Origin of the sequence: Micromonospora sp. NPDC049060, from assembly GCF_040649055.1 — a bacterium.
Lineage (GTDB): Bacteria > Actinomycetota > Actinomycetes > Mycobacteriales > Micromonosporaceae > Micromonospora > Micromonospora reichwaldensis.
This window is the reverse complement of the sequence record NZ_JBEZEV010000006.1, coordinates 43,181-63,771: the sequence shown is the minus strand read 5'-3', so window position 1 is coordinate 63,771 and position 20,591 is coordinate 43,181. Positions and strand designations below refer to the sequence as shown.

Genomic DNA, 20,591 nt, shown 5'->3' with positions numbered 1-20,591 from the left:
AGTCGTCCCGCCGTCAGCGTCGCCACATCGGGTCCCGTGTCGTTGTACCCCTCGGCACGGCGGTGGTCGACGAGCCGCCGCCGGGATCGGCAACCGAGCGAGGCAGGCGAGACGGATGACGACGATCGGTTCGGACAACCTCACCAACGGGCCGGGCAAGCCGGAACGGTTCGGGGGCAAGTACCGGGGGGCACGGCGGGACACCGTCCTCACCGAGGTGGTGTCGACCGACACCGAGATGGGTGGCCGGGAGAGCCCGGCCGCGCCGCCGGAGCAGCCCGGTCCGCCGCTCTCCCTGCCCTCGCTGGACCCCAACCCGCTGACCGAGCCGTCGTTCCCGTCCGGCAACTGGTCGGTGGAGCCGCCCGAGTCGCTTGTCGACCATCCGCTGCTGCGCGGGCTGCTGATGGAGCTGCCCCCGAAGGGCAGCGTCCCGCCGCCCGGCTGGCTCGACCGCTGGTTCGAGGCGACCCGGGCGATCCTGGAACTGCTATACGTGCAGGGCCCTGGCCGCTCGCGGTGACGCGGGCCGCACCGGCACGGCCCGCTCCACGAGCCGGCTGTGCCGCAGGGCGTGGCGTACGCCGATGGCGGCGACGCCCAGCACGCCCAGGGTGACCGCCGGCCCGGCCACACCGGGTCCGGAGAGCAGGTCCGGGGCGCTCGCCGCAGCCACCGCGGGCAGGATCGCCAGCCCGGTGACCTGGACCGGGAGCCCGATTAGCGGGTGCGCGGCGGAGGCCCGCAGGCCGTGCGGCGCCGGGGTGCCCGGGGCCGACGAGAGCGCGCCCGCGCCCGCCCGCAGCCGGCGTACCCGGCGCACCGTGCAGGCCGCGACCACGAGCGCGGGGGCAACGGTGAGGGTGAGGCCGGCGGCCGCCCGGTCCGCGGGGGTCGCGCCGGCGCTGGAGAGCCCCGCGCCCAGCACGGCGGCCGTCAGGCCCAGGCCGGTCAGCGTCAGGGCGAGCGCCCATCCGGTACGCCGGCGCAGGGCCCGGGCGTGGTCCAGCCGGGGCAGCCCGTCCGCGAGCCAGCCGGCGACGAGCCAGACGGCGGCCAGCGACAGCAGCACGGTCAGGTGAATCTCCATGACCGACAGCCTTGCCCGTTTTCGACGATCGTGAATCCGGGCAGGTCCCCGGTTCGTCCCGCAGCCGCCGCCCCTAGGGGGTCATCCCTCCGGTGGTATGGGGAAGTCGACATGTTTGAATTCCCGTTTGCGCCCCCCTACCCTCAGCTTGATCGGCATTCATCGATTCACTCGTCTCGAACAGTTGACGGTCGGTGCCGGTCGGAGGGAGTAGAAGATGGGTCTTCCACGCAGGTCCGTACTCGTCGGGGTGGCCGCGCTGGCCATGGTGGCCACCGCCACGCCCGCCATGGCCGCCGAACCGGTGGGCACGATCCGCGCCGCTGGCGGCGCCACCGCCGTGGCCGACAGCTACATCGTCGTCTTCAAGGACAGCTCGGTCGCCCGCAGCAGCGTCGGTGACACCGCGCAGCGGCTGGTCGGCCGGCACGGCGGCGCGGTCGCCCGCACCTACGGCGCCGCCCTGCGCGGCTTCGAGGTCCGGGTCGACGCCAGGGCCGCCGCCCGCATCGCCGCAGACCCCGCCGTGGCGTACGTCGAGCAGAACCACACGGTCTCCATCGCCGGCACCCAGACCAACCCGACGTGGGGCCTGGACCGGATCGACCAGCGCGCACTGCCGCTGAACAGCTCCTACACGTACCCGAACACGGCGAGCAACGTGCACGCCTACATCATCGACACCGGCATCCGGTTCAGCCACAGCGACTTCGGCGGCCGGGCGGTCTCCGGCTACGACGCCGTCGACGGCGGCTCGGCCGACGACTGCAACGGGCACGGCACGCACGTCGCCGGCACCGTCGGCGGTTCGGCGTACGGCGTGGCCAAGGGCGTCCAGCTGGTCGGCGTACGCGTGCTGAACTGCCAGGGCAGCGGCACGAACGCCGGCGTCATCGGCGGCGTCGACTGGGTGACCGCCAACGCGGTCAAGCCGGCCGTGGCCAACATGAGCCTCGGCGGCGGCGCGAACACCACGCTCGACACCGCCGTGCGCAACTCCATCAACTCCGGCGTGAGCTACGGCCTGGCGGCCGGCAACGACTCCGGCGGCAACGCCTGCAACACCTCGCCCGCCCGTACCGCCGAGGGCATCACCGTCGGCTCGACGACCAACACGGACGCCCGGTCGTCGTTCTCCAACATCGGCACCTGCCTGGACATCTTCGCGCCCGGCTCGTCGATCACCTCGGCGTGGCACACCGGTGACACCGCCACCAACACGATCAGCGGCACCTCGATGGCGACCCCGCACGTGGTCGGCGTCGCGGCCCTGGTGGCCAGCGCCAACCCGACCTGGACGCCGCAGCAGGTCCGCGACTACCTGGTGAACAACGCCACCAGCAACGTGGTGACCAACCCGGGCACCGGTTCGCCGAACAAGCTGCTCTACGTCGTCAACGGCGACACCCCGCCGCCGACCAACGACTTCTCCGTCTCGGTCTCGCCGACGGCCGGCTCGACCGCGCCGGGTGGCTCGGTGACCGCCACGGTCGCCACCGCCACGACCAACGGCTCCGCCCAGTCGGTGAGCCTCTCGGCGAGCGGGCTGCCGTCCGGGGCGACCGCCTCGTTCAGCCCGGCCACCGTCACCTCGGGTGGCTCGTCGGCGCTGACCATCAGCACCTCGGCGAGCACGCCGGCCGGCACCTACTCCGTGACCGTGACGGGCACCGCGGCCTCGGGCAGCAGGACCGCCACCTACTCGCTGACGGTCACCGGCACCGGCGGCGGCTGCTCCGGCACCAACGGCACCGACCTCGCGATCCCGGACACGAACGTCGCGGTGAGCAGCTCGATCGTGATCGCCGGCTGCGCCCGCAACGCCTCGTCGGCCTCCACCGTCGCGGTGAACATCGTGCACACCTACCGCGGTGACGTCGTCATCGACCTGGTCGCGCCGGACGGCTCGTCCTACCGGCTGAAGAACAGCAGCTGGTGGGACGGCGCGGACAACATCAACACCACGTACACGGCGAACCTGTCGAGCGAGGCGGCGAACGGCACCTGGCAGCTGCGGGTGCGCGACGTCTACTCGGGCGACACCGGCTACCTGAACACCTGGACCCTCACCCTCTGATTTGAGAGTCAGGAAGGGCCCCTTCCTATCGCCTACGCGATAGGAAGGGGCCCTTCCTGACACTTGCGGCCCCAGCCGACGTTCGGCCGGGGACCGCGCTGGCGCGCGATACCCACTCGTCATGATCTCTGAACGATCGGCCAAGGTTTTCCGCATGGGACCGCAGGCTAGAGTGCGGCACCGATGTCAATTGACCGGAGAGAAAATGACACATAAGCCCGGGGTCTGGTCTCGCATGGCGGCAGGTGCGGCCGTGCTGGCAACCGTCGCGACAATTGGTGCCCCGACCGCCGCCCATGCCGCAGATCCGCTGCCTGACCTGTCTGTCTCGTTCGACCGTGACCCGGTTGCCGAGATCGACAACAGCGGCACCTTCGTCGGCATGTACGTCTACAACTACGGCGGTGCGACCGCCACCGCGGTGACCGTGACGCTGGACCTGAGCAAGGTCGCGGACTCGGTCACCGTCTCGGTGCCGGACTGGACCGACTCCTGCAAGCTCGCCGGTGCCAAGGTGACTTGTGCCATCGGGGTTCTTCAGGCCGGCCAGGTCACGCACCTGAGCCCGCTGTCGCTGGCGAGCCGCCAGGGTGCCTCCCCCGGCGACGCCGGATCGGTCACCGTCACCATCGCCGGCGCGGAGGACGACGTGTCCCCGGGCGACAACACCACGTCGTTTCCGGTTACGGTGAGCCCGTCCGGTCCCGACCTGGTCGCCGCCGCGCGGAATCTGAACGGCAAGGACGATCCGGTCGGCCCCGGTGATGTCGTCCCGCTGCACGGACGCGTCGCGAACGAGGGCGACACGGCCGCGAGCGACTTCACGCTCAGGGTCGTCGTCCCCACCGGCGCCACGTTCGTCGAGCGGTACAGCGACTGCACCTACACGGACTTCTATCCGAAGGACACCGGGCAGCCCTACGTCTACGGTCCGGGTGAGGTCAGCTGCACCGTGCCACTGACCCTCGAACCCGGGCACGACCTGCTGCTGTTCGACTACGCGACAGGAAAGTCGCTGTTCAACATCACCTTCGGCCGAAACCTGCCGGGGCCGCTGGAGCACCACGGTCTCGTCGAGGTGGCCCTTGCCGAAGAGGCGCGAGGGGCGAAGAGGGCCGCCCGTACCGAAGGAACCGGCCCGTCGTTCGCGGAGGCCGTACGCAAGCAGCAGGCGAAGGCCGCGAAGGGCGACGTCGGCACGCGACGGGAACTCGACGAATCGGACAACACTGCGGACTTCGCGTTCTGGAGCAAGGGAAACACCCTTGACCTCGCGGTCACGGCCCCGGCCGTCAAGGGCGCCGTCGGGCAGACCGTCGACCTCACCTACGAGGTCGTCAACAACGGCCCGTCCGATGGTGGCGGCCCGTCAGTGGTTATCACCGCGCCGACCGGTACGGTGCTGCTGCCGGCCGAGTGGTGCTACACCGACGGCACCGAACACGAGTCGCTGCCGGAGTCGGCGAAGCTGCGCTGCAACTTCGAAAGCGAGTTCCCGGCTGTCGCCTCCGGCTACGGCAGGATCACGGCAACCGTTCAACTGAAGATCAAGTCGGAGCCGGGCACCGACGGCACGATCCACGCCCGCAGTGTCGTCGTCGGGTCCAACGAGTCCTATCCGCCGAACAACACCGCCCGGATCGTCATCACCACGGAAAGCGGCGGTTCCGGTGGCGGCCTGCCGGTCACCGGCGCACCGGCCGGGCTCCTCGCGGGCGCGGGTGCTGCGGTGCTCGCGCTCGGGGCGGTGCTGATCGTGCTGTTCCGTCGTCGCCGCCTGGTGTTGCAGCTGCCGCGGGACTGACCCGCATCCGTACAAGGGCAGGTGGTGGGCCTCAAGCTCAAGCCCACCACCTGCCTCGTGGTGCGTCCTCAGCTACGCCCGCGCGAAGGGACAGGCGGAGCCGGATCGGATCTCGCTTCCACGGCCACCGGCGTTCTCAGACGGCGAAGGTTGCCGGTCGTTCGGTGGCCGGGGCCGGCGGCTTCGCCTTCCACAGCCCCGTCTTCTGCCCGGCGAGCCGGGTCAGGTAGGCCGGGTTGAGGATCACGTAGCGCTTCCAGAGCCGCTTGGGCTCCAGGCCGAGACGCCAGAACCACTCCAGGCCCGCCCGCTGCATCCACGGCGGGGGCTGGCGCAGCAGGCCGGCGTGGTAGTCGAAGGCCGCCCCGACCGCCATCAGCGGCATGTCCAGCAGCGGCCGCATGGCGTACGTGAAGACCTCCTGGCGCGGGCAGCCCAGCCCGACCAGCACGAGCCGGGCCCCACTGGACCGGATCCGGTCGGCGATCTCCACGTCCTCGCCCGGCTGCACCGCCCGGAACTTGGACGGCTCCACCCCGGCGATCTTGAGCGCCGGGAACATCCGCTCCAACGCCGGGATCAGCCTGGCCAGGGTCTCCTCGGTCGACCCGTAGAGGTAGACCGGCAGCCCCTCGTCGGCGAAGCGGGCGAGCACGTGCAGGGTCAGGTTCGGGCCGTAGACCCGGTCGGTCAGCCCCGCGCCGTGCAGCAGGTTGAGCGCCCAGCGCACCGGCTGGCCGTCGGGGGTGACCACGTCGAAGGAGTTCAGCCTGGCGTTGTGTGCCGGGTCGAGCACCCCGGTCATCACGCCGTGCACGGCCAGCGCCGTCAGCGCCAGCGGTCGGCGCTCCTGCGCCGCCGCCACCACCTGCTCGGTCGCCTCGGCGTAGTCGGTGGCGTCGACCAGGACCCCGAGGACGTTCCGCTTGCCCCTGCCGGTCATGCGCCCGGCACCCACTTGTCCACGTTGGCCTCGTAGATCTCGCGCATGATCATGGGCACGTCGTAGACCTGCTTCCACTCGGGGTAGTCGGCCTGGAAGGCCTCGTTCGAGCCGATCCACCACTTGTGGTCGCCGATCCGGTTGGCCTCGACGTACTCGGTGACCATCTCCTGGCCGGTGATCTGCTCGGCGAGCGCGAACGCCTCGCGGTTGGAGGTGTTCGAGTGCCGGCCGCCGCCGAGGTTGTAGACCGCAGCCGAGCGCGGGTTGCGGAAGAACGCCTCGAAGGCGCTGACCACGTCCGAGCTGTGGATGGCGTCGCGGACCTGCTTGCCCTGGTAGCCGAAGATCTTGTAGGTGCGGCGCTCCATGTTGGCGCGCATCACGTAGCCGAGGAAGCCGTGCAGCTCCGTCGCGGAGTGCGCCGGGCCGGTCAGCGTCCCGCCCCGGAAGCAGGCCGTCCGCATGTCGAAGTAGCGGCCGTACTCCTGCACCATGACGTCGGCCGCCACCTTGGAGGCGCCGAAGATCGAGTGCAGGCAGGCGTCGATGGACATGTCCTCGCGGATGCCCTGCTCGTACGGGTGCCCGGGCTCGATCTCCCAGCGGGTCTCCAGCTCGACCAGGGGCAGGCTGTTCGGCCGGTCCCCGTAGACCTTGTTCGTGGAGCAGTGGATGAGCGGCGCCTCGACGCAGTGCTCCCGCACGTTCTGCAGGACGTTGAGCGTGCCGGCGGCGTTCACGTCGAAGTCGGTGAACGGGTCGCGCACCGCCCAGTCGTGCGACGGCTGGGCGGCGGTGTGGATCACCACGGCGACGTCGGTGCCGTACCGCTTGAACAGCTTGGCCAGCGCGGCCCGGTCGCGGATGTCGATGCTGTGGTGCGAGTACGCGGACCCCAGCTCGTCGGTCAGCCGGCGGACGTTCCACGCGGTGGACGCCTCCGCGCCGAAGAACTCCTGCCGCATGTCGTTGTCGATGCCGACGACCTCGAGACCGAGGCCGGCGAAGTGCCGGACCGCCTCGGAGCCGATAAGACCGCCCGACCCGGTCACGAACGCGACACTCACACGCCACTCCTGGTCCATCGGAGGCAGAAACCATCGGAGCATAGCGTGACGTACGGCACGCCCCGATACAGCGCGAGGGCCCCGCATCGCTGCGGAGCCCTCGCGTATTGGTGGGGAAGGGGGGAGTTGAACCCCCACGCCCTTTCGGGCACACGGACCTGAACCGTGCGCGTCTGCCATTCCGCCACTTCCCCGTGGCTTGACCTCGAACACTGTAGTCTGTGCCGGACCTGCTGTCCCCAGCGGGCCCCGGACATCCTAGCCGGTCCGTGGTCGTTGCGACGATCGGTTACCGTCCGAGGAGCGGTTACCGTTCGTGGCGGACGAAAGAGTAGCACGGCATTATCGGCCCGTCCGAACGGGCCGCCGTCAGACGGCCGAGCGGCGTGTGAGCTGCGCGCGCGCCGGCCGGATACCATCATGTCCTCGGGACCCGAGGAGGAGCCGGTGAGCGTGCTGCAACGCTTCGAGAAGCGTCTGGAAGGCCTGGTCGAGGGGGCCTTCGCCAAGGTCTTCAAAGGGGTGGTCCACCCCGTGGAGATCCTCAACGCCATGCAGCGGGAGGCCGAGGCGCACAAGGCGATCCTGGCCGGTGGGCGCACGTTGGTGCCCAACCGCTACGTGATCGATCTCTCGCCCTACGACCACAGTCGTCTGGCGCCGTACGCCGCCGCGCTGGCCCAGGAGCTGGCCCAGTCGCAGGCGGAGTTCATCGGCGAGCAGGCCTGGACGGTCTACGGCGACGTGATCGTCGAGATCGAACGCGGCGAGGGGCTGGACACCGGGATGTTCCGGGTCACCGCCGAGGTCTACACCGGCGGCGAGGTCGCCCCGGTCTCGGCGCCCGGCTACGACGCGGGCCCGCCCGCCTACCCGGCCTACGACCAGGGCGGCGGCTACGGTCCTCCGCCCGGCCACGGCGGCGGCCGCAACGTGCGGCTGGTCTCCGGCGACGGGCGCACCTACCCCCTCCAGATGGGCTCGACCGTGATCGGCCGCGGCGACCAGGCCAACCTGCGCCTGCCCGACGTCGGGATCTCGCGGCGACACGCCCGGCTGGACTTCGACGGTGGTCAGGTCGTGCTGACCGACCTGGGGTCGACCAACGGCACCATGGTCAACGGCCAGCGGGTGTCCGCCGTCGCGCTCAATCCCGGCGACATGATCCAGCTCGGCACCACGACGCTGACCTTCCGCGTGGACGGCTGACCCGCCTTGCCGGAGCTCGTCATCACCGTCGCCCGGTTCGGGTTCCTCATCCTGCTGTGGATCTTCGTGTTCACGGTGGTCGGCGTGATCCGCCGGGACCTGTTCGCGGGCGCCAGGTCGGGCCGGCTGGTGGCCGCCCCCCGGGCCGTCGGCGCCTCGCTCGGGCAGGCGGCGAAACCGACGAAGGCGAAGCGGGGCAGGGCGGCCCACCAGCTCGTGGTAACCGCCGGTCAACTTGCCGGGACCCGGATCACCCTCGGCGAAGCGCAGATCACCATCGGCCGGGCGGAGGATTCCACCCTCGTCATCACCGACGACTACGCCTCGGCGCGGCACGCCCGTCTGGTGCCACGCGACGGCCAGTGGTTCGTCGAGGACCTCGGCTCGACTAACGGCACGTACCTGGATCGCGCTAAGGTCACCGGACCAACCCCCGTCCCCCTCGGCGTGCCGATCCGGATCGGCCGCACTTCTCTCGAATTACGGCCATGACTCTGACCCTGCGCTATGCGGCCCACAGCGACCGCGGTCTGATCCGAGACGGTAACCAGGATTCCGTCTACGCCGGGCCGCGGCTTCTCGCCGTCGCCGACGGCATGGGCGGCATGGCCGCCGGTGACGTCGCCAGCAACATCGTCATCGGTGCCATGGCGCCGCTCGACGAGGACGTCCCAGGTGACGCCCTCGTCGACGCGTTGCGTTCGGCCGTGGGCACCGCCAACCAGCAGCTCCGCGACACCGTGGACGCCAACCCCCAGCTGGAGGGGATGGGCACCACGCTCACCGCGACCCTCTTCTCCGGCAGCAAGCTGGGCATGGTCCACATCGGTGACTCGCGGGCCTATCTCCTGCGCAACGGTGAGTTCGCGCAGATCACCAAGGACGACACGTACGTCCAGATGCTCGTCGACGAGGGCCGGATCAGCGCCGAGGAGGCGAGCAGCCACCCCCAGCGTTCGCTGCTCACCCGGGCGCTCGACGGCCGCGACATCGACCCGGAATACAGCGTCCGTCAGGTGCTCCCCGGCGACCGCTACCTGATCTGCAGCGACGGCCTCTCGGGTGTGGTCAGCGCCGACACCATCGGCGAGACGATGCGCGAGTACACCGACCCGCAGCAGTGCGTCGAGCGGCTGGTGCAGCTCGCCCTGCGCGGCGGCGGCCCGGACAACATCACGGTGATCATCGCCGACGCCACCGACCAGGACATCGTCGAGGCGAGCCCGATCGTGGGTGGCGCCGCCGCCCGGGACCGGGGCATGGCGACCTCCGCCGACGTGTCCACGCCGGCCGCCCGCGCATCCGCCCTCTCCGCGCCGCGCCCGCCCGTTCCCGAGGAACCGACGGCCGGTGCCGACGACGAGTCGGAGCGCCCGAGGCGTCGGCCGGTGCGGGCCGCCGCGATCTCGGTGGCGCTGCTGGTCCTCGTCGGCGGCGCGGTCTTCGGCGGCTGGAGCTACACCCAGCGGCAGTACTACGTCGGCGCGACCGAGAACGGCCAGGTCGCGGTGTTCCGGGGCATCCAGGGCGAGATCGCCGGGATGAACCTGTCGACCGTGCACTCCAAGAGTCCAGCGGACCTGGAGGACCTGACGCTGGCCGCCCAGGAGCAGGTCAAGCAGGGCATCCCGGCCAAGAGCGAGCCCGACGCCGAGCGTCGACTGGCCGAGCTGACCAGCGACGACCCGATGAACCCGAACCTGAAGCCCATCTGCCCGCCGAGCCCGAGTCCGAGCGCCGCGGCCGTCACCACCGTCCCGACGCCGACCTCCGTTCCGGTGTCGCCCGCTCCGACCGTCAGCGCGAGTGCGAGCGCCCCGGTCAGCGGCCGGCCGAGCATGCCGGCCGCGCCGACCACCACGCCCGACGCCCCGCCCTCCGACACCGACTCGCCGGCGCTCGACCCCGCCGCGTGCCGGTCGCCGGAGTAGGCGCGGCTCGATCCGAGGACGTTCCGTGACCGCAGCGGCCATTCCGGCATCCTCGCCCGCCACCACGGGCGAGCAGCCCGGCGTACGCCTGGCCCGGTCCCGGCGCAACGCCGAGCTGTCGTTGCTGCTGGTCGCCATGGTGCTGGTGGCCGCGTACGGGGCGATGGTCGAGGCGAAGGTGCTCGACACGGTCACGGCCGACTTCTGGATGCCGGCCGCCGCGCTCACCGCCGTGTTCCTCGGCCTGCACCTGGTGATCCGGTTCCTGGCGCCCTTCGCCGACCCGGCCCTGCTGCCGGCGGTCGCCCTGCTCAACGGGATCGGGGTGGGCTTCCTGCGCCGGATCGACCTGGGTAAGGCGACGCCGGCCGAGCGGGAGGACCTGGCCATCTTCGCCGGCACGGGCGGCCGGCAGCTCGCCTGGACGCTCGTTTCGGTCATTCTCGCCGCCGGGTTGCTCACCATCATGCGGGACCACCGCTCGGTGTCGCGCTACGCGTACACGCTGGGGCTGGCCGGCATCGTGCTGGTGATGATCCCGGCGGTGCTGCCCAGCCGGTTCTCCGAGATCAACGGCGCGAAGCTGTGGATCAAGTTCGGCGACAGCTTCTCCATCCAGCCGGGCGAGTTCGCGAAGCTGGCCCTGCTGGTCTTCTTCGCCTACTACCTGGTGCGCAAGCGCGAGGTGCTGTCGCTGGCGAGCCGCCGGTTCCTCGGCATCGACTTCCCGCGCGGGCGGGACCTCGGCCCGGTGGTCGCGGTCTGGCTGGTCAGCGTCCTGGTCCTCGTCTTCGAGAAGGACCTGGGCACCTCGCTGCTCTACTTCGGCATGTTCGTGGTGACGCTCTACATCGCCACGGAGCGGGTCAGTTGGCTGCTCATCGGTCTGGTGCTGTTCTTCGGCGGCGTCTACCTGGCGTACGTGCTCGGCGACGTGGTCGGCGGGCCGTTCGCCAACTTCTACCTGCGCGCCCAGATCTGGCTGGACCCGTTCGCCGACCCGTACAACGACGGCTACCAGCTCGTGCAGGGCCTGCTCGCGCTCGGCACGGGCGGCCTGTTCGGCGCGGGTCCCGGTGGTGGCCAGCCCGGCCTGCTGCCCGAGGTGCAGAACGACTTCATCTTCGCGGGCATCGGCGAGGAGATCGGCCTCTTCGGGCTCTCCGCCCTGCTCGTGGTCTACCTGCTGATCGTCGAGCGGGGGCTGCGCGCGGCGCTGGCGGTCCGGGACTCGTTCGGCAAGCTGCTGGCCGGCGGCCTGGCCTTCACCCTCGGGCTCCAGGTCTTCGTGATCGTCGGCGGGATCAGCAAGCTCATCCCGTTGACCGGTCAGACCACCCCGTTCCTCTCCGCCGGCGGTTCCTCGCTGATGGCGAACTGGCTGCTCATCGCGGCCCTGCTCCGGATCTCCGACGGTGCCCGCCGCCCCGTCGCCGGCGCTGGCGGCAAGGCGGCCCGACCGTCCGGCGGCCCGCCGGAGCAGCTGCACGGTGCCCCCACGGAGGTGATCAGGCCGTGAACGCACCCCTGCGCCGCGTCGGCGTCGTCGTCATGGTCCTCTTCGGCCTGCTCTTCGCGAACCTGAACTGGATCCAGGCCTACAAGGCCGACGAGTACCGCACCAGCGACTACAACGGTCGGGTCCAGGTCGCCGAGTACGAGCGCAAGCGCGGCAACATCGAGGCCGGCGGCACCGCCTTCGCGCTCAGCAAGGAGACCGACGGCGAGCTGAAGTTCCAGCGCAGCTACCCCGGCGGGGCGAGGTACGCCCACATCCTCGGCTACAAGCCGGTCAATCTCGCCGAGACCGGCATCGAGAAGTTCGAGAACGACTTCCTGGCCGGCACCAGCGACGCGCTGATCGCCAACCGGGTCAAGGACATGTTCACCGGTGACCAGTCCGGCGGCGGCAACGTCCTGCTGACGGTTTCCAAGGGCGCCCAGAACACCGCGTTCGAGCAGTTGCGGAACAACCGGGTCGACGCCGCCAAGGGCGCGGCGATAGCCGTCGACCCGCGTACGGGGGCGGTGCAGGCGCTGGTCTCGATGCCCAGCTTCGACCCGAACCCGCTGGTCAGCCACAGCACCAACGAGGCCACGGCCGCGTACAACAAGCTGGAGCAGGACCCGGCGGGTCCGCTGAAGAACCGCGCCCTCGGCGAGGTGCTGCCCCCGGGCTCCACCTTCAAGATCGTGGTGGCCGCGGCGGCGCTGGAGAGCGGCGTGGGTCAGCAGACGAGGATCCCGGCCGGGGCCAGCTGGACCCCGCCGACCTCGGGCACGCCGATCCGCAACGCGGCCCCGTCGATCTGCCCCGAGGACGAGGTCACCCTGATCAACGCGGTGACCGAGTCGTGCAACACGGGCTTCGCGCAGATGGGCGTCCGGCTCGGCGCCGACAAGATCAAGGAGAAGGCCCGGCAGTTCGGCTTCGAGCAGGAGGACCTCACCGTCGGCCAGCTCAACGAGGCCGGCCACCCGGTGGCGGCGAGCCGGACCGGCAGCATGGAGAACGCCGACGGCGGGGCCGACCCGGCTGCGCTGGCCCAGTCCTCCATCGGGCAGCGCGACGTGCGGATGACCCCCCTCCAGGGCGCCCTGATCGCCGCGTCCGTCGCCAACGGCGGCAGCCAGATGCGGCCGTACCTGGTCCGCCAGCTGCTCGCCCCGGACCGCACCACCAGCTACTACACCGCGAAGCCCAGGGAGTTGCGGCAGCCGGTAAGCGGTCAGGTCGCCAAGGACCTGCGGGACATGATGGTCAGCGTGGTCGAGAACGGCTCCGGCACGAACGCGCAGCTCAGGGGCTACACGGTCGGCGGCAAGACCGGCACCGCCCAGTCGGCGCCCGATCGGCCCGACCACGGCTGGTTCATCGGCTTCGCCCTGGACAAGAACGGCACGCCGGTCTCGGCGGTCTGCGTGATGCTGGAGCAGGCCGGCCCTGGCGGCAGCGCCGAGGCGGCCCGGATCGCCGGGCAGATCATGCGCGCCGCCATCGCCGACCCGGGGGGCCGCTGACATGCTGAGCCCCGGGGTGCAGCTCGGCAACCGTTACCGCCTGGACGAGCGGATCGCCAGCGGTGGCATGGGTGACGTCTGGCGTGGCACCGACCAGGTGCTCGGCCGTACGGTCGCGGTCAAGAGCCTGCTCCCCGCGCTGCTCGACGACCCCGACTTCGCCGAGCGCTTCCGGGGCGAGGCCCGCACCATGGCCACGATCAACCACCCCGGCGTGGTCGACGTCTACGACTTCGGCAACGACCAGCAGATCGCCTTCCTGGTCATGGAGTACGTCGAGGGCGACGCCCTGTCGGCCACCCTGGCCCGGGTCGGCCGGCTCACCCCGGCCCGCACGATGGCGCTCGTCGCCCAGGCCGCCGACGCGCTGCACGCGGCGCACGTGAAGGGCATCGTGCACCGGGACGTGAAGCCCGGAAACCTGCTGGTCCGGCCCAACGGCACCCTGGTGCTCACCGACTTCGGCATCGCCCGGTCGGAGCTGGTCGCCCAGCTCACCGCGGCCGGCTCGGTGCTCGGCACCGCCTCGTACATCTCCCCGGAGCAGGCCACCGGCGGGGTCGCCACGCCCGCGTCCGACGTCTACGCGCTCGGCGTGGTGGCCTACCAGTGCCTCGCCGGCCGACGCCCCTTCGAGGGCGACAATCCCCTCGACATTGCCATGCGGCACGTGCGGGAGACGCCCCGTCCGCTGCCGGCGGACATTCCGCCGCAGGTCCGGGCGGTGGTCGAGCGGGCCCTGGCGAAGGACCCGGCGGCACGCTGGCCGAGCGCCGCCACGCTGGCCGGGGTCGCCCGTCAGCTCAAGGCCCAGCTCTCCCAGCAGGCCCGGGCGGCAGGTCAGCCCATCTCCGCCGCCCCGGCGTCGCCGGCGGGCCCGCCCGGCCGCGCCCAGGTGCCGCCGCCGCGCCCGCCGGTGTCGCCGCCGCACCGGCAGCCGAACGTCGCCGCGCAGCCGCCGCGTCCGCCCATGGCGGCGCACCGGCCCCCCGTGGCGAACAGCCGGCCGCCCGCCGCGCCGCACCGTCCCACCTCGGTCGCGCCCGCCGCGCCCGTCCAGCATCCGCAGATGGCGCCGACGGGCTACCCGCGCGGCGCGGCGCCAGTGCCGCAGGCCCGGCCGATGCCGTACGCGGGACACGCCGTCCCGCCGGCGCACCAGCCGGGTGGGCAGCGGTCCCGGCCCGGGATGGTGTTCCTCGCCATCATCGTGGCCGTGCTGGTCCTCGTCTGCTCCGGCGTGATTTCCTACAACCTGCGGGAAGGCACGAAGTCGAGCGCGGGCACTCCGCCGACGGTGACGTCCGGCGCGCTGTGGCCCGACGGACGCGACGATCCGACCGGAACGTCGTACCGTCGACAGGAACTGCCCCGGTCGGGCAGCGACGAGACGACGAGCGAAGGACGACAGACGCGATGACAGCGCAGGCCCGCCTGCTCGGTGGCAGGTACCAGGTCGGCGAGCTGCTCGGCTACGGCGGCATGGCCGAGGTGCACCGCGGTCGCGATCTCCGGCTCGGTCGGGACGTCGCGATCAAGATGCTCCGGACCGACCTCGCCCGGGACGCCACCTTCCAGATGCGGTTCCGCCGGGAGGCGCAGAACGCGGCGTCCCTCAACCACCCGGCGATCGTCGCCGTCTACGACACCGGCGAGGAGACCGCGCCGACCGGCGAGACGCTGCCGTTCATCGTGATGGAGTTCGTCAACGGGCGGACCCTCAAGGAGGTGCTGGGCGTCGAGGGGCGGCTCCAGCCGCGCCGGGCGCTGGAGATCTGCGCCGACATGTGCGCGGCCCTGGAGTTCAGCCACCGGCACGGCATCATCCACCGCGACATCAAGCCCGGCAACGTGATGCTCACCCAGACCGGCCAGGTCAAGGTGATGGACTTCGGCATCGCGCGGGCGCTGGCCAGCGGCGCCACCACAATGACCCAGACGAGCGCGGTCATCGGTACGGCGCAGTACCTCTCGCCGGAGCAGGCGCGCGGCGAGGCGGTCGACGCCCGCTCCGACGTCTACGCCGGCGGCTGCGTCCTCTTCGAGTTGGTCTGCGGGCATCCCCCGTTCGTCGGCGACAGCCCGGTCAGCGTGGCGTACCAGCACGTGCGGGAGACGCCCCCGACGCCGAGCGACATCAACCCGGACGTGAACCCCGCCGTCGACGCGATCGTGCTCAAGGCGCTGTCGAAGAACCCGCTCAACCGCTACCAGAGCGCCGGCGAGATGCGGGCCGACCTGCTCCGCGCGGCCGCCGGCCGCCCGGTGATGGCGACCCCGGTGCTGCCGCAGGAGGAGACGACGCAGCTCGCTCCGGCCGCCGCCGGCTACGCGGGCGCCCCCGGCGCCCCGCAGACCCGGCAGATGCCGGCCCGGGTCGGCGACCCGCGCCGTCGCAAGGCGTCCTCCTGGCTGATCGCGACGTTCGCGGCGGTGGGCGTCCTCGCGGTGATCGCCCTCGCCGCCGCCCTGCTGAGCCAGCGAGACGGCGACGACCGTGCCACGGTCCCCACGGTGACCGGCCTGACCCAGCAGGAGGCGTTCGCCCGGATCGAGCAGGCCAACCTGGTGCCCAAGGAGGGCGACCAGGTCTTCAACAAGGATTGCCAGAAGGGCCAGGTCGTCAACCAGGACCCGCCCGCCAACTCACTCCTGGAGGCGAACCGCGATGTCGTCGTCCGGGTCTGCGGCGGCGTGGAGATGAAGGCCATCCCGTCGGACCTCGTCGGCTCCACCTATGAGAGCGCGAAGAACCGGCTGGAGGCGGCCGGCTTCAAGGTGGACAAGAAGGAGAAGGACGACGCCGAGAAGGCGGGCATCGTTCTCGAGGTGTCGCCCGCGCCGGGCAAGCAGGTCGCCGCGGAGAGCACGGTCACCCTCACCGTTTCCAGGGGCAACGTCGGCAAGGTGCCCAACGTGGTCGGCGACAGCGAGGACGACGCCAAGGAGGAGCTGGACGAGGCCGGCTACGACGTCAACGTCAAGCAGGGCCGCGAGGTGCCGCCGGAGGAAGCCGGCCAGGTCACCAAGCAGGACCCGCCGGCCGGGAGCAACCTCGCCAGGGGCAAGACCGTGACGATCGTGGTCACCGTGCCGCAGGCCGAGCCGACGCCCACCGAAACGCCGAGCCCGACGCCCAGCGTCACGCCGACCACCCCCGGTGACGGCGGCGGCGGGGGCTTCCCGCTGCCGACCACCCCGCCGATCCGCCTGCCCGAGCGCTGACCCCGCTCGTGAGCGCGGGGGACCCTGCTGGGCGGCGCCCTGCGGACGCCGCCGGTCAGGGCCCTGTCGACGCCGCCGCACAGCGGCCTTCCGACGCCGCCGCACAGCGGCCTTCCGACGCCGCCGCACAGCGGCCTTCCGATGCCGCCGGGCAGCGGCCTCCGCCGGTAGACGACGGGCAGCTGGCGACCGGTGCGGCGGACCGGGCGAGCCGGTGGCGGCGACGCCTGATCCGCGCGGCGATCCTGGGCCTGGCGGCGCTGCTCCTGGCCAGCATTCCCTGGCTCTGGACGACGACCGCCGCCCGCGGCCACCTGTACGGCGAGGCCGACGCGCCCGCCGCCGACGTCGTGATCGTCCTGGGTACGGCGGTGGCGGCGGACCGCCGTCAGCCGGGTGACCGCCTCGCCGGCCGCCTGGAAACCGCCGCCGCTCTCGTGAAGAGCGGGCGGGCCCGGGTGGTCCTCGTGTCGGGCGACGGCGGCGGCACGTCCGGCGACGAGCCGGCGGCGATGACCGCCCACCTGACCGAGCGGCTCGGCGTCGATCCTCGTCGCGTCGTGGCCGACCCGTTCGGCCTGGACACCTACGACACCTGCGCCCGGGCACGCGACGTGTACGGCGTCGAGCGCGCCCTGATCGTGACCCAGTCCTACCACCTGTCCCGCGCGGTGACGCTGTGCCGGCACCTCGGCCTCGACGTCGACGGGGTGACCGCCCGCTGTGCCGGCTGCGGACCCGTCCTGCTCGTCGGCAAGGCCGTCCGCGACTACTTCGCCAGCGGCAAGGCGGCCTGGGACGCGGTCCGGGGCAGGCCGCCTGCGGTCAGCTCACCCGTCAACTCCGGCGTGACGGATGCGCTGACGGGCTGACCGTGCGGTGGGCGGGCGTAACAGGATGATGCTCTGGCATCGAGCTGGGTGACTTGCCGGGGGCGGCGATCGGATGTTCTACCATCGCCGGATGAAAGCCGGGACCGAGCGGGGCGGATCGAGATTCGACACCTGGGTGACGCCGACCCGGGTCGCCTGGCTCGGGAGCGCCGTGGTGGTGCTCCTGCTGGCCCTACCGGTCCACATCCTCGGGCCGGGAGACCACGAGCAGAAGAGCTGCGGCAACGCGTTGAGGCTCGACCTGGACTTCTGGGCAGGCCCCTCGGACGGGAACTACTGGGAGAAGGCGCACCGGACCTGCAACGCGAAGCGCATCGGCCGGATCGGTCAGGCCGTCGGCGCCGTCTCGGTGACGGTCCTGGCCGTCACACTCCTGACCGCGCGCGCCCGTCGACAGGATGACGACGAGTACTGACGATCAGTCAGAGGCCGCCTGTCAGGCGGTGGCGAAGGCGGCGCGGCGGCGCGCGTCCACCTCGGCGGCCAGCGCCGGGGCCTGCTCCAGCGCCTCCGGGTGACCGCAGGCGGCGAGCCAGTTCGCCAGCATCAGGTGACCGCCCTCGGTCAGCACCGACTCCGGGTGGAACTGGACGCCCTCGATCGGCAGCGTACGGTGGCGCATCGCCATCACCACCCCGGAACCCGTCCAGCCGGTGACCTCCAGCTCCTCGGGCAGCGTCTCGGGCAGCACGGCGAGCGAGTGGTAGCGGGTGGCGGTGAACGGGTCCGGAAGGCCGGCGAGCACCCCGACGCCGTGGTGGCGCACCTCGGAGGTCTTGCCGTGCAGCAGCTCGGGGGCGCGGGTCACCGTGGCGCCGAAGGCCTCACCGATCGCCTGGTGGCCCAGGCAGACGCCGAAGATCGGCAGCTCGCCCGCGTACGCGCGGATGACGTCGAGGCAGATGCCGGCGCGGTCGGGGCTGCCGGGACCGGGCGAGAGCAGGACGCCGGCCGCGCCGACCCTGCCCACCTCGGCGACCTCGATCTCGTCGTTGCGCCGGACGTCGCAGTCCACGCCGAGCTGGCCCAGGTACTGCACGATGTTGAAGACGAACGAGTCGTAGTTGTCGATCACCAGGACACGCATCAGGGGCTCACTCGTCTGGAGAGGCAGGCGGGGTGTTGTTCTGGTCGGTGTCGTACGGCAACTCGTGCTCGTCGCCGGGCGGGGCGTCGCCGCTCTCCCCGCCGCCCGGCACCGAGTCGCCGCCGGGATCGCCGGCGTCCTGGGTGACCTGCACGTCGTCGAAGGGCAGCAGAGGCTCGGCCCACGGGAACACCACGTACCAGAGCAGGGCCACCATCGCGCTGGTGATCAGCAGGCTACCGACGAGCTTGCCGGGCAGCCCGAAGGGCAGCTTGCGCCAGATCCAGCCGTACACCGTCAGGCCCCCAGTTCCGCCGGGCGCCCCGCCGACTTCGGCTGGCTGCGCGCCAGCTCGGCGTGGATGATCAGGCGTTGGTAGTTGTCGAACTTCGGGTTGCAGGTGGTCAGGGTGAGCATCGACCTGGTCGGCTTCTGCCCGGGCTTGCCCGGTACGGGCGCCACGACCTCGACCTGGGTGGGCTTGACGATCCGGCTCTGGGTCACCTTGTAGACGTGCCAGTCGGTCTTGCCCTCCACCACGATGGCGTCCCCGTCGTTCAGCTCGTCGAGCCGCCAGAAGGTGGCCCGGTTGCGGTGCCCGGCGACGGAGAAGTTGCCGACCTGGCCCGGCAGGGCGCTGGAGGGGTAGTGGCCCGGCGCGTACCGGATGTCCTTCTGGGTGACGCCCTCGACGACGACCCAGTTCTTGTCGAGCTTGGGGATGTAGAGCCCGGCGATGGGCTTGCCCTGCACGGGCGGCTTCGGCTTGGTGGACGCGCTGGCCGACGGCGCCACCGTCGGGTCGCCCTCGGGGCCCCACGCCTGCGCCAGTTGCTGGCTGAGGTCGTTCTGGTGGGCGTCGACGATCGCCGACTTGCCCCACACCTCGTAGCCGGCGAAGAGCAGCACCACCAGGCCGAAGGTGATCAGCAGTTCGCCGCTGATCCGGATGCCGGTACGCAACCGGGAGCCCAGCGACGGCCGGGTGAGCTCCGAGTAGACGCTCTTGTAGCCCTCACCGGTCTGCTCCGGGCGGAGCTGGACCACCCGCTCGCCCCGGCGTGGCCGAGGCTGCTCGGCGGGAGTGTCGGAGCCCTCCGGCTCGTCCGTCTTCGGAGGACGCGGCACCGCGCCCATCAGGGCGGTCGACTCGACGAGCGCGGCCGGGGCGGTCGGCGTACGCCCGGAGACGGCCGGGATCAGGGCGGTGGCCCCGGGATCGACGTCGCGGCCCGGGCCGGCCGGGGAGACCGGGGTCGACGGGCCGTTGGCCGACGCGCCCACCTTCGGGATGAAGGCGGTCGGCGCGTCGCCGGCCGGCCGGCCATCCCTGGCGGCGGCCCGATCGACCGGCGGCCGGACGGACCGCTCGCCGCCGGGACCGGAGGCCCCGGTGGCGCCCGGCAGCCGGAGATCGTCGGACGGCGACGCGGGGTGCGGCGGGGCGGCCGGCCGGACCGGGCCGGCACCGGGCCACGGTGGCGACCCGCCGGCACCGGCCCGGGCGGACGGGCCGGATTCGGTCGGGCTGGCATGGCGGAGGTCGGCGGGCTCCGGCCGACCGAAGCCGGCCGGGCCGGGCCGGTCGAAGTCGCCGCCACCGCGCCGGTCAAAGTCGGCGGGCCGGGAGTGGTCGAGGTCGGCGGGCCGGAAGCGATCGGCTTCGGTCGGCCGGGGCCTGCCGAAGCCGGCAGGGCCGGGTCGGTCGAAGTCGCCGCCTCCACGCCGGTCGAAGTCGGCGGGCCGGGAGTGGTCGAGGTCGGCGGGCCGGGAACGATCGGCTTCGGCGGGCCGGGAGTGGTCGAAGTCAGCGGACCGGGAGTGGTCGAGGTCGGCGAGCCGGTCGTAGCGCGAAGGCACTGGGCGGCCGAGATCGCCGGACCCGCGCCGGTCGAAGCCGGACCCCTGCTGGTCGAAGCCGGACCCGCGCCGGTCGGATTCGGCGGGCCAAGGGCGGCCGAAGTCCCTGGTCTCCTCGCGGCCGAAGTCGGCAGGACCGGGGCGGCCAGGGTCGGCAGGACCGGAGCGACCGGGCTCGGCAGAGCCAGAGCGACCGGGTTCGACAGGACCAGAGCGACCGGGTCCGGCAGGGCCTCGTTGATCGGAGTCGGCGGAGCCGGGCCGCCCGAAGTTGGCGGGCCAGGGGCGGCCGTGGTCCGCCGGACCGGGACGGCCGGGCTCGGTGGGCCGGGCGGGGCTGCCGGCGGAGCGGCTCTGATCGGCGCTCGGCGGGAAGTGGCC

General features: G+C 72.0%; 18 protein-coding genes and 1 tRNA gene. 12 read left to right on the top strand and 7 right to left on the bottom strand.

Annotated features, from left to right (window positions below; all coding sequences use genetic code 11):
* Positions 1–115: 115 nt before the first annotated feature.
* Positions 116–523 carry a hypothetical protein gene (locus AB0B83_RS04845; RefSeq protein ID WP_357577016.1) on the top strand — a complete coding sequence of 136 codons (408 nt, stop codon included), beginning with the start codon at positions 116–118 and terminating at the stop codon, positions 521–523.
* On the opposite strand, the gene AB0B83_RS04840 is transcribed toward AB0B83_RS04845, so the two are convergent.
* Positions 491–1,090 (bottom strand): hypothetical protein, encoded by a 600-nt coding sequence (locus AB0B83_RS04840; RefSeq protein ID WP_357577015.1) that lies wholly within the window; start codon positions 1,088–1,090, stop codon positions 491–493. The genes AB0B83_RS04845 and AB0B83_RS04840 overlap by 33 nt on opposite strands.
* A 217-nt stretch (positions 1,091–1,307) precedes the next feature.
* On the opposite strand from AB0B83_RS04840, the gene AB0B83_RS04835 reads away from it, so the two are divergent.
* A complete protein-coding gene (locus AB0B83_RS04835; RefSeq protein WP_357577014.1) occupies positions 1,308–3,167 on the top strand; it encodes a S8 family serine peptidase in 1,860 nt (619 codons plus the stop codon).
* A gap of 121 nt (positions 3,168–3,288) precedes the next feature.
* Positions 3,289–4,971, top strand: a complete 1,683-nt coding sequence (locus AB0B83_RS04830; RefSeq protein ID WP_357577013.1) for a peptidase — start codon at positions 3,289–3,291, stop codon at positions 4,969–4,971.
* A gap of 136 nt (positions 4,972–5,107) precedes the next feature.
* On the opposite strand, the gene AB0B83_RS04825 is transcribed toward AB0B83_RS04830, so the two are convergent.
* The 3 genes from AB0B83_RS04825 to AB0B83_RS04815 all read right to left on the bottom strand — a co-directional run bounded on the left by AB0B83_RS04825 (position 5,108) and on the right by AB0B83_RS04815 (position 7,178).
* Positions 5,108–5,914, bottom strand: coding sequence for a WecB/TagA/CpsF family glycosyltransferase (locus AB0B83_RS04825; RefSeq protein WP_357577012.1), 807 nt, complete (start codon positions 5,912–5,914; stop codon positions 5,108–5,110).
* Positions 5,911–7,026 carry an NAD-dependent epimerase/dehydratase family protein gene (locus AB0B83_RS04820; RefSeq protein WP_207914176.1) on the bottom strand — a complete coding sequence of 372 codons (1,116 nt, stop codon included), beginning with the start codon at positions 7,024–7,026 and terminating at the stop codon, positions 5,911–5,913. The genes AB0B83_RS04825 and AB0B83_RS04820 overlap by 4 nt, the downstream gene beginning before the upstream one ends.
* Before the next feature lie 66 nt (positions 7,027–7,092).
* A tRNA-Leu gene (locus tag AB0B83_RS04815) sits at positions 7,093–7,178 on the bottom strand.
* A 226-nt stretch (positions 7,179–7,404) separates the two neighbouring features.
* Between AB0B83_RS04815 and AB0B83_RS04810 the strand changes: the two genes are divergently transcribed.
* The 9 genes from AB0B83_RS04810 to AB0B83_RS04770 all read left to right on the top strand — a co-directional run bounded on the left by AB0B83_RS04810 (position 7,405) and on the right by AB0B83_RS04770 (position 17,678).
* Positions 7,405–8,193, top strand: coding sequence for a DUF3662 and FHA domain-containing protein (locus AB0B83_RS04810; protein ID WP_088996759.1), 789 nt, complete (start codon positions 7,405–7,407; stop codon positions 8,191–8,193).
* 6 nt (positions 8,194–8,199) lie between these two features.
* On the top strand, positions 8,200–8,685 hold the full coding sequence (locus tag AB0B83_RS04805) for an FHA domain-containing protein (RefSeq protein ID WP_121397334.1): 486 nt from the start codon (positions 8,200–8,202) through the stop codon (positions 8,683–8,685).
* Positions 8,682–10,124, top strand: a complete 1,443-nt coding sequence (locus tag AB0B83_RS04800; RefSeq protein ID WP_357577011.1) for a PP2C family serine/threonine-protein phosphatase — start codon at positions 8,682–8,684, stop codon at positions 10,122–10,124. The genes AB0B83_RS04805 and AB0B83_RS04800 overlap by 4 nt, the downstream gene beginning before the upstream one ends.
* 136 nt (positions 10,125–10,260) lie before the next feature.
* Positions 10,261–11,643: an FtsW/RodA/SpoVE family cell cycle protein gene (locus AB0B83_RS04795; protein WP_357577072.1), complete on the top strand. Its 1,383-nt coding sequence runs from the start codon at positions 10,261–10,263 to the stop codon at positions 11,641–11,643.
* A complete protein-coding gene (locus tag AB0B83_RS04790; protein WP_357577010.1) occupies positions 11,640–13,145 on the top strand; it encodes a penicillin-binding transpeptidase domain-containing protein in 1,506 nt (501 codons plus the stop codon). The genes AB0B83_RS04795 and AB0B83_RS04790 overlap by 4 nt, the downstream gene beginning before the upstream one ends.
* Before the next feature lies 1 nt (position 13,146).
* Positions 13,147–14,565, top strand: coding sequence for a protein kinase (locus AB0B83_RS04785; RefSeq protein ID WP_357577009.1), 1,419 nt, complete (start codon positions 13,147–13,149; stop codon positions 14,563–14,565).
* Positions 14,562–16,370, top strand: a complete 1,809-nt coding sequence (pknB, locus tag AB0B83_RS04780; RefSeq protein WP_357577008.1) for a Stk1 family PASTA domain-containing Ser/Thr kinase — start codon at positions 14,562–14,564, stop codon at positions 16,368–16,370. Before AB0B83_RS04785 ends, pknB begins: the two co-directional genes overlap by 4 nt.
* A gap of 8 nt (positions 16,371–16,378) precedes the next feature.
* Entirely contained in the window at positions 16,379–17,242 is an 864-nt protein-coding gene (locus AB0B83_RS04775; protein ID WP_357577007.1) for an ElyC/SanA/YdcF family protein, read from the top strand.
* A 91-nt stretch (positions 17,243–17,333) separates the two neighbouring features.
* The gene (locus AB0B83_RS04770) at positions 17,334–17,678 is read left to right on the top strand and encodes a hypothetical protein (RefSeq protein WP_357577006.1); all 345 of its coding nucleotides are present in this window, start codon (positions 17,334–17,336) and stop codon (positions 17,676–17,678) included.
* A gap of 21 nt (positions 17,679–17,699) precedes the next feature.
* Here the strand turns inward: AB0B83_RS04770 and AB0B83_RS04765 are convergent, their stop codons facing one another.
* From AB0B83_RS04765 to AB0B83_RS04755, 3 genes are read right to left on the bottom strand one after another with little or no spacing between them, the layout of a single operon-like run.
* Positions 17,700–18,350: an aminodeoxychorismate/anthranilate synthase component II gene (locus AB0B83_RS04765; RefSeq protein WP_357577005.1), complete on the bottom strand. Its 651-nt coding sequence runs from the start codon at positions 18,348–18,350 to the stop codon at positions 17,700–17,702.
* 7 nt (positions 18,351–18,357) lie between these two features.
* Entirely contained in the window at positions 18,358–18,645 is a 288-nt protein-coding gene (locus AB0B83_RS04760) for a hypothetical protein (protein ID WP_151455324.1), read from the bottom strand.
* Positions 18,646–18,647: 2 nt separating this feature from the next.
* The gene (locus AB0B83_RS04755; protein ID WP_357577004.1) at positions 18,648–20,210 is read right to left on the bottom strand and encodes a class E sortase; all 1,563 of its coding nucleotides are present in this window, start codon (positions 20,208–20,210) and stop codon (positions 18,648–18,650) included.
* Between the last annotated feature and the right edge of the window lie 381 nt (positions 20,211–20,591).